Origin of the sequence: Pseudoclavibacter sp. RFBA6, assembly GCF_002931575.1 — a bacterium.
Classification (GTDB): Bacteria; Actinomycetota; Actinomycetes; order Actinomycetales; family Microbacteriaceae; genus Pseudoclavibacter; species Pseudoclavibacter terrae.
The window spans coordinates 56,282-69,082 of the sequence record NZ_PSUA01000007.1; the positions used below are offsets into that span (position 1 = coordinate 56,282).

Genomic DNA, 12,801 nt, shown 5'->3' on the forward strand with positions numbered 1-12,801 from the left:
CCATGCCCACCATCGATCTCAAGAGCATCGTCAAGAACTACGGGGCAGCCTCCAACGCTGTCGACGACCTCGATCTGACCATCGAGGACGGCGACTTCATGTGCCTCCTCGGCCCGTCCGGATGCGGGAAGACGACCACGATCCGCATGATCGCCGGCCTCGAGAACGCGACCAGCGGATCCATCCGCATCGGCGACCGCGCCGTCGACGAACCCGGAGCCGCTCGTTTCGTTCCTCCTGAGCGGCGCGACCTGGGTCTCGTGTTCCAGAGCTACGCGCTCTGGCCGCACCTGACGGTCGCCGACAACATCGACTACGGCCTGAAGCTCCGGAGGCTGGACAAGGCGGCCCGTGCGAAACGAATCGACGAGGTGCTGCGTTCGCTCTCCATCACGGACTACCGCGATCGCTATCCGGCGCAGCTCTCTGGAGGGCAGCAGCAGCGCGTGGCCCTCGCCCGCATGCTCGCCGTGCAGCCGGACACGATGCTGCTGGACGAGCCGCTGTCGAACCTCGACTCCCGGCTGCGCCTGGAGATGCGGACCGAGCTGAAGCGCATCCACAACGAGTCGAAGTCGACGATCGTCTTCGTCACGCACGACCAGTGGGAGGCGATGACCCTCGCGACCCGCGTCGCCGTGCTGAACAAGGGGAAGCTGCAGCAGGTGGGCACACCCCTCGACATCTACGACAGGCCAGCGAATCGGTTCGTCGCGAACTTCCTCGGCGTGCCACCCATGAATTTCTTCGACTTCACTCCCGCCGGTGCCGATTCTGCGTCGGCATACGAGTACCTCGCGGCGAGGGTGGATGCTGGTCGGCTCGGATCGCTCGGAGTGAGGCCCGAGGCGATCCGGGTCGAGCCTGCTGGGGACACGGGAGTCACCGATGAGCTCACGCTCGACGGGACGGTGGCGTCCGTCATGCCCACCGGGGGCAGCTGGACCACCGACGTCCTCGTCGGCGAACGCCACGTCTACACGACCTCATCCGTCGCCGCGCCGGTCCGGGCGGGCGACCGGGTCACACTGCGTGCCGCGCAATCCGCGCTGCACGTCTTCGATCAGGACGAACAACGCATGAAGGTGGAAACCGCATGACCACGAAGACCATCAGCAGCATCGAACTCGCACGGATCGCCGAGGAGGCGGCGCGGGGCGCAGGGGCGCTCGCCCTCGAGGGCTTCCGCTCCAAGGGCATGAGCATCGACGAGAAGGCGAACTTCCACGACCTGGTGACCGTGTACGACGTTCGCGCCGAGCAGTTCATCAGGGGCGTCATCGAGAAGGAGCTGCCCGACTCGAGGATCGTGGGAGAAGAAGGAGGCGCGAGCGGTGCCGGCGACGTGACCTGGTTCATCGACCCGATCGACGGAACCTCCAACTTCGCACGCGGCATCGCCCTGTGGGCCGTGTGCATCGGCGCGGCCGTCGACGGGGAGGTTGTCGCCGGCGTGGTCTACGACCCGGTGGCCGACAACATGTTCGTCGCGGATGAGCGTGGCGCGTTTCTCAACGGCGAAGACCTGCGATCAGAGGGAGCGACGACCCCCGAACGTGCCACGGTCCTCGCCAGCTTCCCGCTGCCGCGCGACCTGGTGCACCTGCGGGCGGAAGCGCTGGAGGCCTACGCAGAGCTCGAGGACACGTACTCGCACGTCCGCGATCTCGGGAGCAGCGCCATCACGCTGACACACGTCGCCGCGGGCTGGGCAGACGCCGTCTTCTCGTTCGAGGCGTCCCCTTGGGATGTCGCCGCACCGGCCTTCATCCTGAAGCGGGCCGGTGGAATCTACCGCACGTACGGCGGCGGGGAGCAGCTGCCGGGTGCATCTGATCACCTGAACCGCCACTACTACGGCACCGTCGCCGGCGCCGTCTTCCCGCACATCGAATCGCTGATGCGCCTCCAGAGCACCCGTCCTGTCCCGTCGGTCTTCTCCGACAACTGATCTCATCTCCCCGAAAGGAACCATCATGACCAGAACACGTTCGCGGGCCCTCCGCAGGGCGCTCGCCGTCGGAGTGTCCGCGGCGGCGCTGCTCTCGCTGTCGGCCTGCGCGCCTCCCGGTGCGGACGGCAGCGTTGCCGAGAACACCGTGGAGCGCCCGGACCTCGCAGCAGACGAGACGGCCGAGGGCTTCGACCTCGATGCGCTCATCGACGCCGCGAAGAACGAAGGCCCCATCACGATCTACGACGAGACCGGGAAGGTCGTGCAGATCGCGGAGGCGTTCACTGCGAAGTACGGCATCCCGGCGACGGGCATCAAGATCGAGACCAACGTCATGGACAAGGTGGCCAAGGAGTACGAGGCGGACAACGTCATCGGCGATGTCGTCGCGAACTCGGAAGTGCCCACCTTCTACAGCGAGCTGCTCGCCGACGGGGTGCTCACGAACTGGGTTCCGGGTGACGCCTACGACCGCCTGCCTGCGCACGCGCAGTACCCGTATCTGACCAGCGACAACCAGGCGATCTGGACGTACAACACCGAGGTGTACGGGGACACCTGCCCGATCTCGAACATCTGGCAGCTCACGGACGAGGAGTGGGCGGGGAGCGTCGCCATCCCCGACCCGGAGAGCCGGGCGCTGTACACGACGATCTGGAACCAGGCGGCGAACCATCACGCGGACGAGTACGCCGCAGCCTACGAAGAGCACTTCGGCGAGGAGCTCGTGACCGAGGAGCCCACGGCGGTTCACGAGTGGGTGAAGCGTCTCGCGGGCAACAGCCCAACGATCTTCAAGAACGATGAGGAGGTCTCCGACGCGGTGGGGGCTGCCGGTCAGAGCGACCCGCCCTTCGGCCTCATGTATGCCGCGAAGTACCGCAACAATGTCGACAAGGGATACAAGCTCGCGCCCTGCGAGGGCATGAACCCGTATGCGGGGGCCGCGACACCGCAGACGATGGCGTACGCGACGAACAGCGCGAGCCCGAACGCGGCGAAGCTCTACATCCATTTCGCGACATCGCAGGAGGGGATGGAGTTCATCATGCCCGACAGCAAGTCCTCGTTCGATCCGGAGGTGCAGCCCGTGGCAGACGATTGGGGCGTTATCGAGTTGAAGGAGGCGGGCGGGTTCCAGCCGTACAACACCGACACCCTGCAGGATGATTACACCAAGACGGTCACTTGGCAGGATCTGTGGCGCAGCTCTCGTTCCTAGAGTGAGGCCAGCGGTGCGGCGCCGGGAGATCCCGGCGTCGCACGTCGCGACAAGCGAGGAAAGAGAATCAGCAGTGAGCGATGCTCCACGACGTGTGTCCTTCGGCGAGGCGTTCGTCGCCGTCGATGTGACAAGCAGGGCGCCGCTGTATGCGCAGGTCATCGCGCAGATGGAGGAAGCTCTCCGGCGGCGCGTGCTGCAGAGCGGAGACCTGCTGCCGACGGAACGGCAGCTCTGCGAAGGGTTCGGGGTGGCCCGGTCGACGCTGCGGCGTGCGATGGGGGATATCGAGGCCAGAGGGCTGATCTCCCGGACCCAGGGCAGCGGAACCCGAGTCGAGGGTGCCGCCGCCATCCAGCATCATCCCGAGACCTCGCACACGCTCTTCGAGCTGATCGCGGCGAGCAAGCGCGAGCCGAGCACCGACGTTCGGGAGTTCTCCTGGACGCACGCCGACGCCGACGTGTCGTCGGTCACGGGGTTCCCCATCGGGGCTCGCCTCCTGCACATCGTCCGAGACAGGTACGCGAGCGGGGTGCCGATCGCCAGCTTCGAGAACTACGTCCGCCCCGATGCCGTGGTCTTCGACGAGGAGACGCTGACCCGGGGGAGCATCGAAGCCGAATTCGCGGGAAACGGCTGGGCGGCCGATCGGATCGAGTACAAGCTCACGGCCGTCGTCCTCGACGACGTCCTCGCCGGGTCGCTCCAGATGTCTGTCGGGACGCCCGCCCTCCGAGAGCATCGCCGCTCCTACCGGGGCGGCGTCTACTACAACATCGGCATCAACACCTACCACCCGATCAACCACAGCATCACAGGTGTCGTCGATGGGATGGACCCCGCTCGCGGTTGAGGGGCGGCGGTCGGCGGGCTAGGGCCGAACCGTGCTCTCGACGAGGGTCGCGGCTCCCAGCAGCTCCGGGATGCGCGCGGCGAGCCCCCGGCGCGGCAGCCGGTTGAGGTGCGCTGAGGCTCCGGGCAGGGCGTGCTCGCGGCCCCGCACGAGCGCGCGGATCGCGTTGAGCAGTGCGAGCGGGTGCGATTCGAGGGCGGAGTGGCCGTTCTCGATGTGCACGAGCACCGCATCCCGTGCCGTCGCCGCAACGGCGCGGGCGATGGGCGGAGGGGTGCGCAGGTCGCGTGTGCCGACGAGCAGCACGAGCGGCCACGTGAACTTCGGGGTCTCGGCGGCGAGGTCGAAGGGTTCGCCCGCGAAGGCGGGGAAGAGGTCGGCGATCTCCGAGTAGGTGAGGGCGGGGTCGAGGGGAAGTCCGTCCGGGGTGCCGCCGTAGCCGAGTTCGCGGAAGCCGATGACGCCTGCGAGGTCGAACTCGTAGATGCCGGGGAACCGCACGATTGAGCGGTCGCGGGTCGCGTAGAGCTGCAGGGCGCTCCAGGCGGCCGTGTGCGCGTGGTTGGCGCGCTGCCGCAGCACGGGGAGGAGGAGCTCGTCGCCGCCGAGCTCGTACGCAGCCCTCGCCACGTCGAGCAGGATACGCGAGTCGACGCCCTGGTCGATGAGCGCGTGCACGGCCTCGGCGGTGGCGGTGTCGCCGCGCCAGAACAGCTCGCGCACCGTGTGGCGCTCCAGGTTGAGTGACTCCGCCGACTGGAGGGCTGAGTCGAGCAGCATGCCGGCGACGCGTTCCGGGTAGCGGGCGCCGAACGCCGACGCGAGGTAGGTGCCGTAGGAGGCGCCGACGATATGCGCTTGGCCGATGCCCTCGTGGTCGAGCACGGCGGCGATGTCGTCGATGACGTCGCTGATGCGCATCGCCGACGCCGGCAGGTCGCGGCCGCGCAGGTCGGCACGCGAGAAGCCGACGCCGCGGTGCTCGACCATGATCACGTCGAGCCCACCTTGGGCTGCGCGCCGGCGGAAGCCGAGGTAGGGGAGGAGGGACCCGAGGCCGGGGCCGCCAGGGATCACGACGACGGGGGTGGATGCTCGGGGCCCGGTGCGCGCGTAGCCCAGGTCGAACGCCGGCGTGCGCTCGGTGGCCGGGCGGCGCAGGCGACGCGTGTGCCGGTCGGCGAGCTGCCGGGGGATCTGCGGGGGGATCTGCGGGGCCACGCGCTCAAGCTAGCAGGGCGGGCGACGGTGCTGACTGGGCGATTCGAAGCTCTCGCATCCCTGATTCGCGTCCTGTTGCGTCCGGTGACGCAGGCGGCCAGCGCGCGTTCACCTTCGTCTGCTCGTCTGGGCGTCCTGGTGCGATGGGGCTCCGCTCGACGAGCAACGACGAGAGGAACCCCGGATGCGCGCACTCCGACAGATCGTGATCGTTCCAGCCCTGCTCACCGCCGTCGCCGCGGTCGTCGCGGGGGTCGCACTCGGCCCGCAGGTGGCGCTGGCGCTGGTTCTCCTGGTGACGCTCGAGATCGCGATGGCGGCGGACTCGTCGGTGCCGATGGCGGGCGTCGCGTCGCGCATCGACTCCCGCGCACGGCAGCTCTTCCTCTCGCTCGGGCTGGTGATCGGCGTCGTGTCCGTGCGGCTGCTGCTGCCTCCGCTGGCGGTCGCGACCGACGAGGGCGACGCGGGCGGGGCGATGGTGGAGGCGGTGGTCGAGCCGAGCGAGTTCGCGGCCGACCTCCTCGAGGTGCGCCCCGCGATTGCCGCGTTCGGGGCGGTGTTCGTGTGGCTCGTGTTCGCCGAGTACCTCTTCAACACGGACCGGCTCACGAGGCGACCGTGGATGGGGGCTCCGGAGGCGGCGCTCGCGCGAGTGCAGCATCCGTGGGCCTGGTCGTGGGCGACGGCCGCCGCCGGTGCCCTGCTCGTCGCAGCGCTCGTCGCGCCGGCCGATCGCCCGCACGTGCTCGCCTGGAGCGCAGCGGGCGGGCTCACCTACGCGCTCTCGAAGGGCGTCTCGAAGTGGGCCCGCGGCGGGGTCGGCGCCTTCCGCCTGCACGCGCACGCCTCGACCGTCATCGTCGAGCGGGCGCTCGTCATCTTCCTCGTCTTCGAGATCCTCGACGGCGTCTCGACGCTGCAGTCGGTGACGATCGTTCCGGTGCCCGCCGTGCAGGCGATGGTCGCGGGCACGGCGGTGCTCATCGGGGCGGTGTTCCTCGCCGGGCTCACGTCCGGCGTCGTCTCGGCTGACGGGCTCTCCAAGCTCCGGCACCTGAGGGCGGGGGCCGCCTACGTGCTCGGGCTGCTCAGCGTGCTGCTGTGGACGAGCCTCGTCGTGCCCATTCCGGGAGCCGTCGCCGCCTGGGCCGGGTCGGCGGTCATCCTCGCGGCCTTCGTCACCTCGCTCCGGCCGCGCGCCCGGCTCCGCGCGAAGCGGGTGCGGCTCGCTGGGCAGCGGCAGAATGCTGAGGCGAGGTCGCGCGCGGAAATGCGGTGACACTGGGGCGATCCGCGCCGCGCCTATCGCGGGTCGCGCCGCTTGTGGCGCCGAGCGAGGAGCCAGCCGGTGAGGGCCGTCACGGCCACGGCGGCCAGCCATGCGAGCACGTGGGTCCGGTTGCCGGCAAGGGACAGCGGGTAGCTCTCGCAGTAGGAGAGGGAGGGGTCGCTGTAGTTGTCGACGCAGATCGTGTAGTCGTGCGTGGGCGCCAGGACGAGCGAGATCAGGACGACGATGACGGCCGTCCAGAGCCAGATCCGCGCGGTCGACCGAGGGCGGAGGAACGGAGGGGTCATGCGCTCTGGGCCCCCGAGTCTCCCCGGGGTGCGCCACCGGCTCGCAGGGCTCGCTGCTTCCGGACGTAGCGGATCACGACGACCACGATGAAGGGCGTCGCGACCGCCGCCCCCACGGCCCGCGTCAAGGACGAGATGCTCGTGGGGAGGCCGACCGCGGAGCTTCGCGCTTCGAGACACGTTTCGGGGCCGGTGCCGACGCGCCCGCAGTAGCTCTCCATCTCGAGCGGGAAGAACAACCACGTCGCGAGTGCGGCCAGCACGAGGGCGATCACGCTCGCGAGGATCCACATGCGCATCGTCCGGCCGCGGTCGTCGAGAGTCATGCGTCATGTCTACCGGATGCACGTTGCCGCTGCGCGTTCCCGCTGCCCGTTCCCGCTGCGCGTTCGGCGCCGACGTCGGGACGTTCTAGGCTCGGTCCTGTGAACGCGCGCGCAGATGAAGCAGGCCAGCAGTCGGAACCCGATCTGATGCTCCGCGTCCGCGAGGCGTACCTGCGCACGCGGGAGCTGCGCTCGCGGCTCGCGGCCCTGCGCAGCGAGGACCTGCACCTGCCGGATTCGCAGTCGTTGTCGCGGCGCGATCGCGCCGAGCGCCAGGCGGCCGACCGTGAACGGCTCGAGGCGGAGCAAGCCACGAAGCTCGAGCTCGACGCCGCCGAGCAGGCGCTCGCCGACGCCGAGGAAGCGGTGCAGGACTCCCTCGACGGCAGCGGCGACGAGTGGATGCACGGGGCAGTCACGCGCTGACCCGCCAGTTCCGCGCGCCGCGCCTGCCCCGGCTGCTGCGCCTCGATCAGGCTCCCGGGTAGCGGTTCGCGGCCATCGCCGATCCGACGCGTGCCGTCGCCGGGTAGTTGATGCTGTGGCTCTGCACGTACTCGGACAACCCGAGGTCCCCGAACTCGCGGCCGTGGCCGCTCACGCCGCGGCCGCCCATGGGGGCTCGTAGGGAGACGCCGGCCCGGTTGGCGCAGTTGATGAACGTGAATCCTGCGCGGAGCCGCCGCGCGACGGTCTGCGCTCGCGGGATGTCGACGCTCCACACCGACGACGCGAGTCCGTGCTCGACGCCGTTCGCGCGCTCGATGGCCTCATCGACGGTGTCGTAGGCGAGGATCGGCAGGATCGGCCCGAACTGCTCCTCGCGCACCAGCTCGTCGGCGTCGCTGAGCCCGGTCACGATCGCGGGCCGCACCCAGTGGCCGCCCGGGGTGACCGATTCGTCGAGCGAGCCCAACTCGGTGACCGTGCCGCCCGCATCCACGGACCGCTGCCGCAGCGCTTCAAGGCGGGTGCGCGCGTCGGCGCTGATGACGGGGCCCATGGTGACGCCCTCGAGCCTGGGGTCGCCGATGCGCAGCACCCGCCCGGCCGCCGCGACGAGGTCGGCGACGAACTCGTCGTGGCGCTCGCGCGGCACGTACACGCGCTTGATCGCCATGCACACCTGCCCGCTCGTGAGCATCGCGCCGAACACGACCCGCTCGGCCAGCTCCGGCCCCCAGCCGGCGTCGTCGAGCAGGATCGCGGCGTCGTTGCCGCCGAGCTCCATGACCGTGGGGCGGATGGTCCGCGAGGCCGCGGCGCCGATCGCGCGCGCCGCGGTGGGGCCGCCCGTGAAGGAGATGAGGTCGACGTCCGAGCTCTCCACGAGGGCGCTACCGGTCTCGCCCTCACCATTCACGATGTTGAGGACCCCGTCCGGGAGGCGGGCGGCGATCGCCGAGTAGAACGCCGTCACGGCGAGCGGCGCGAGCGGCGAGGGCTTGAGCACCATCGTGTTGCCCGTCATGAGGGCCGGGATGACTTTGAGGGCGGCGAGGATGACGGGCGCGTTCCACGGGGTGATCGCAGCGACCACGCCCATCGGCTCGACGATGCGCAGGAGTGTGCCCTCGTCGTCGTCGATGACCCGGTCTGCGCAGATCCCCTCGATGTTCGCGGCGCAGAACGCGGCGAGCCGTCGCGCGAACTGGAACTCGCCGTCCGCATCCTGCGCCGGCTTGCCCATCTCGCTCGCGATCAGCTGGCCGGAGTGGTCGGGGATCGCCGCCGAGTCCTCGATCGCGTCGATGAGCTGCCGCGCGCGGTCGGCCGCGGGGATCTGCGACCAGAAGGTGCCGACGGTGCGGGCAGCGGAGAGCGCGTCGCGTACCTGCCCGGCGCTCGCCGTCGCGACCGAGCCGACGATCGTGTGCCCGTCGATGGGGCTGATGACGTCGATCGAGGCGGGAGAGGCGACGCGGCGCCCGTTGATGAAGGAGTCGAGATGCATGTAACTATGATCGACACCCAGTGCGAACATCGCATGCAATCCATGTTGCAATCGTGTGAAAAGTTCTTGTTTCGGCATACTTGGGGCGCGGATTGCACGCAATCTTGATGCATGGATGCACACACCACCTCCCCGAGAGTCGCCATCGTCACGGGCGGGTCGCGTGGCTTCGGCCGCGTCATGGCCCTCGCGCTGAGAGCGGCAGGCTACGCCGTCACGATCACCGCGAGCGGGGCATCCGCTGCCCTCGACGAGGTGGTGGCTGACGCCGCGAAGCTGCCCGGCGGCGCCGAGCAGCTGCTGCCGCTCGTCGCCGACGTCGGCGACCCGCACCGAGCGAACGAGGTGGTCGAGGCGACCGTCGAGCGCTTCGGGGGCGTGCACGCGCTCGTCAACAACGCGGGGCGCGGGATGCGGCTCGTCAGCGAGACCTTCACGACCGACCCCGTGCACTTCTGGGACGTGCCCCCGGCGACGTGGGCGCAGATCATCGACACCAACGTCAACGGGCCGTTCGTCATGTCGCAGGCCGTCATGCCGCGCTTCCTGGCGCAGGCCGACGGGCGGATCGTCAACGTGTCGACGAGCTCGCAGACGATGATCCGCCCCGGCTACGCCCCGTACGGCCCGTCGAAGGCTGCGCTCGAGGCGATGACCCGCTCGTGGGCGACCGACCTCGCCGGCACAGGTGTCACGGCCAACCTGCTGCTGCCCGGCGGTGCGGCCGACACCGAGCTGCTGCCATCTGGCCCGGACCGGAAGGGGGCCGACGGGAACCTCCTGTCGCCCGAGGTCATGGCCGCGCCGGCGGTCTGGCTCTGCTCGCCCGAGAGCGCGAACGTCTCCGGGGCGCGCGTCATCGCGAAGCTCTGGGACCCGACGCTGTCAGCCGTTGAGGCCTTGGCCGCGGCGAGCAGCGCGCACGTCGTCGCGGGCTGACGGCGCCCGCTCCCGCATCCGGTGCGCAGAGTTGTGGCGAAGTGCGGTCGGGAGTAGCCCTGAGGGCACTTCGCCACAACCCTGCGGCGGTTCGCGCGGGCGTCACGCGGGGGCGTCACGCGCGGCAGTCAGGCAGGACCGTCGACCGGGCCCGCGACGGGCGCACGCGCGGGGCCTCTGCGTGGCACCGTCGAGCTGAGATCGGGTGCGCAGAGTTGTGGCGAAGTGCTGTCGGGAGTAGCCCTGAGGGCACTTCGCCACAACCCTGCGGCGGTTCGCGCGGGCGTCACGCGGGGGCGGCACGCGCGGCAGTCAGGCAGGACCGTCGACCGGGCCCGCGACGGGCGCACGCGCGGGGCCTCTGCGTGGCACCGTCGAGCTGAGATCGGGTGCGCAGAGTTGTGGCGAAGTGCGGTCAGGCACGAGCCGGACCGCATTTCGCCACAACGTTGACTGCGCGGGTTCTCCTGCGGCGCTTGCCGTGAGAGCCGGCGCCGAGACTGCGTCTAGCTGGCTGCGGGGACGGCGGCGAGGCCCGCGAGGTAGTCGACGACGTCGTGCTCGCTGACGACATCGGCGTACTTCGCGTCGAGGTCGAAGAGGGCGGCCTCATGTGGTTCCGCGCGGCGGTCGCCGACGGCGTCGCGCACGACGAGCGGGATGAAGCCGTGCTGGCACGCGTCGACGGCCGTGGCCCGTACGCATCCCGAGGTCGACAGGCCGACGAGGATGACGCTGTCGCAGCCGAGGACGGTCAGGTCGGTGGCGAGGGAGGTGCCGAAGAACGAGCTCGCGTACTTCTTCGAGAGGATCGGCTCTCCCGTGGCGGGGGTGAGGGGCTCGGCGATGGCGCCGAGCGGGGATCCGGTCGCGAGCGTCGCGAGGCCAGCGGCCTTGCGGGCGAAGACACCGCCACCGGTTGGCCCCGTGTCCTGTTCGACGACCGTGTAGAGCACGGGGATGCCGGCGGCGCGCGCCGACTGCAGCACGCGGGCGGCCGAGGCGAGCTCGTCCTCGACGCCCGCGTAGAGCGGCGACGTCTCGACGAGGTACGCGTCCACGAAGTCGATCACGATGAGGGCGGGCTTCCTCCCGAAACCGAGGCGCCGGCCGAAGCCCGCAGCCGCGTAATCGTTGTCAGCTGACACGGCGTCGTTGTCAGCTGACACGGCGTCGTTGTTGGCGGACACGGCCTGGTTCTCGGAGTCGGCGGGGACGCCGGCCTGCTTCTCGGCGGTGGATGCGGTTGGCGTGGTGGTGGTCATGGTGGTTCCCTTCGTGGGGTTGCGGGGGAGGTTGAGTTGGAAGCGGAAGTCGAGAGGGTTCGTTCTGCTCGGCGGGTTCGCGGCGCTGCGCGAGCTCACCGGGCCGCGCTGTTCCGGGCCGCGCTGTTCTGGGCCGCGCTGTCTCGTGTGGCGGCGCGGGCCTTGCGGCGGGTGGGGTGGAAGCGGGCGGCGATGGCGGCCGCGGTGGCGGCGACGAGCGCGATGCCGGCCGAGGCGATCCAGCCGGTGCTTGGCCCGAAGTACTCGAACACGAAGCCCATCGCGAGCGGACCGGCGGCGCTGCCGATGTACGCGCCGGACTGCACGAGCCCCGTGGCTTGGGCGGCGAAGCGTGGTGCGGCGTTGGAGACGGCGTAGTGGAGGAGCCCGCTCCACCCCCAGCCGAGGCCGAACGCGAGCACGACGCCGACGGCGAAGCTCCAGGGGAGGGCGAGGGCCATGCCGGTCAGGCCAACGGCGCCGGAGAGCATCATGAGCGCGACGGTCGTGAGCGTGCCGCCGATGCCGCGGTCGGCGAGCCAGCCGGCGAGGGGCCTGGCGATGATGTTCGATAGCGAGCCGAGGCTGAGGAGCAGGCCCGCGACGGCTGCCGAGTAGCCGACGCCGATGGCGGTCGTGACGGTGAAGGCGCCGATGACGCTCGACTGGGCGGCGCCGAGACCACTCGCGGCCGAGGCGAGGACCAGGAAGACGCGCAGGTCGCGGGGGAGGCGCTCGGGGCGTCGGCGCGCGAGGCGGGGCGAGCGCTTGGTGCGCGGCACCCGCCAGGCGAGGAAGCACACGGCGACGGCGGCGAGGGTGCCCGCGATCGCGAAGGTCCACTGCCAGCCGACGGTGAGGCCGAGGGCCGGGACGGCGAGGCCCGCGCTGAAGGTCGCGAGGGGCACGGCGCCCTGCTTGAGTCCGAACGCGAGGGCCCTGCGCCGTGTGGAGACGCCTGCACCGATGAGGGCGTTCGACGGTGGATGCCCGAGCGAGTTCCCCGCGCCGGCCAGGATGAGCCACACCAGCAGCCACTGCCACGTCGGCGTGTAGGCGGCGATGCCGATGAGGGCGAGGCCTCCGATCGAGGAGGCCATGACCATGCCCCAGCGGAAGCCGAGCCTGCTGGAGAGGCTGCCGGCGAGGGGTGAGAGGAGCGCGGACGCACCCCAGTAGGCGGCGACGACGATGCCGAGCATCGACTCGGTGAGCCCCGTGCTGGCGCGCAGCTGCATGGACAGGCCGCCGACGAGGAAGACGGGGAGCGCGGTGACGACGGTCGTCCCGATGCCGGCGAGGGTCGCCGTGCGGCCGGGGCGTCGGGTTCGCCAGACGTGGGTCGGTGCTTCGGAGGCTGAGGCTGAGGCGGAGGCTGAGGCTGGGGCGGCCGCTCCGTCCGCCTCAGATGTCTCGTCTGGCGCGGGTATCAGGGCATGCTGCTGCTCGGGCCCCGTGGTGGGCCCGGTGGTGCGCGACATGG

The 12,801-nt window shown here is 70.4% G+C and carries 13 protein-coding genes; 7 read left to right on the top strand and 6 right to left on the bottom strand.

The features are described 5' to 3' along the window. Nucleotides 1–2 precede the first annotated feature (2 nt). The 4 genes from C5C17_RS05610 (at nucleotide 3) to C5C17_RS05625 (ending at nucleotide 4,032) form a co-directional block, all read left to right on the top strand. Nucleotides 3–1,100 carry an ABC transporter ATP-binding protein gene (locus C5C17_RS05610; RefSeq protein ID WP_104252405.1) on the top strand — a complete coding sequence of 366 codons (1,098 nt, stop codon included), beginning with the start codon at nucleotides 3–5 and terminating at the stop codon, nucleotides 1,098–1,100. Continuing rightward, entirely contained in the window at nucleotides 1,097–1,951 is an 855-nt protein-coding gene (locus C5C17_RS05615) for an inositol monophosphatase family protein (protein WP_104252406.1), read from the top strand. The genes C5C17_RS05610 and C5C17_RS05615 overlap by 4 nt, the downstream gene beginning before the upstream one ends. Nucleotides 1,952–1,976: 25 nt before the next feature. Continuing rightward, a complete protein-coding gene (locus C5C17_RS05620; protein WP_104252407.1) occupies nucleotides 1,977–3,176 on the top strand; it encodes an ABC transporter substrate-binding protein in 1,200 nt (399 codons plus the stop codon). Between the two features lie 73 nt (nucleotides 3,177–3,249). Further along, nucleotides 3,250–4,032, top strand: a complete 783-nt coding sequence (locus C5C17_RS05625) for a GntR family transcriptional regulator (RefSeq protein WP_181028499.1) — start codon at nucleotides 3,250–3,252, stop codon at nucleotides 4,030–4,032. Nucleotides 4,033–4,050: 18 nt separating this feature from the next. On the opposite strand, the gene C5C17_RS05630 is transcribed toward C5C17_RS05625, so the two are convergent. After that, entirely contained in the window at nucleotides 4,051–5,253 is a 1,203-nt protein-coding gene (locus C5C17_RS05630) for an alpha/beta hydrolase (protein WP_258065987.1), read from the bottom strand. 184 nt (nucleotides 5,254–5,437) lie between these two features. Here C5C17_RS05630 and C5C17_RS05635 point away from each other — a divergent pair, with 184 nt between their 5' ends. Next, nucleotides 5,438–6,535 carry a DUF475 domain-containing protein gene (locus C5C17_RS05635; protein ID WP_104252409.1) on the top strand — a complete coding sequence of 366 codons (1,098 nt, stop codon included), beginning with the start codon at nucleotides 5,438–5,440 and terminating at the stop codon, nucleotides 6,533–6,535. A 23-nt stretch (nucleotides 6,536–6,558) separates the two neighbouring features. On the opposite strand, the gene C5C17_RS05640 is transcribed toward C5C17_RS05635, so the two are convergent. Next, nucleotides 6,559–6,834, bottom strand: a complete 276-nt coding sequence (locus tag C5C17_RS05640; RefSeq protein WP_104252410.1) for a hypothetical protein — start codon at nucleotides 6,832–6,834, stop codon at nucleotides 6,559–6,561. Further along, nucleotides 6,831–7,160 carry a hypothetical protein gene (locus tag C5C17_RS05645; protein WP_104252411.1) on the bottom strand — a complete coding sequence of 110 codons (330 nt, stop codon included), beginning with the start codon at nucleotides 7,158–7,160 and terminating at the stop codon, nucleotides 6,831–6,833. The genes C5C17_RS05640 and C5C17_RS05645 overlap by 4 nt, the downstream gene beginning before the upstream one ends. A 99-nt stretch (nucleotides 7,161–7,259) precedes the next feature. Between C5C17_RS05645 and C5C17_RS05650 the strand changes: the two genes are divergently transcribed. Further along, on the top strand, nucleotides 7,260–7,586 hold the full coding sequence (locus C5C17_RS05650; RefSeq protein ID WP_104252412.1) for a hypothetical protein: 327 nt from the start codon (nucleotides 7,260–7,262) through the stop codon (nucleotides 7,584–7,586). A 46-nt stretch (nucleotides 7,587–7,632) separates the two neighbouring features. Here C5C17_RS05650 and C5C17_RS05655 read toward each other — a convergent pair whose 3' ends face one another. After that, entirely contained in the window at nucleotides 7,633–9,114 is a 1,482-nt protein-coding gene (locus tag C5C17_RS05655; RefSeq protein WP_181028500.1) for an aldehyde dehydrogenase, read from the bottom strand. A gap of 111 nt (nucleotides 9,115–9,225) precedes the next feature. Here C5C17_RS05655 and C5C17_RS05660 point away from each other — a divergent pair, with 111 nt between their 5' ends. Further along, entirely contained in the window at nucleotides 9,226–10,053 is an 828-nt protein-coding gene (locus C5C17_RS05660) for an SDR family NAD(P)-dependent oxidoreductase (protein ID WP_104252414.1), read from the top strand. A gap of 506 nt (nucleotides 10,054–10,559) precedes the next feature. Here the strand turns inward: C5C17_RS05660 and C5C17_RS05665 are convergent. Next, nucleotides 10,560–11,318, bottom strand: coding sequence for an isochorismatase family protein (locus tag C5C17_RS05665; protein WP_104252434.1), 759 nt, complete (start codon nucleotides 11,316–11,318; stop codon nucleotides 10,560–10,562). Nucleotides 11,319–11,413: 95 nt separating this feature from the next. Then, nucleotides 11,414–12,799, bottom strand: a complete 1,386-nt coding sequence (locus C5C17_RS05670) for an MFS transporter (protein ID WP_104252415.1) — start codon at nucleotides 12,797–12,799, stop codon at nucleotides 11,414–11,416. Between the last annotated feature and the right edge of the window lie 2 nt (nucleotides 12,800–12,801).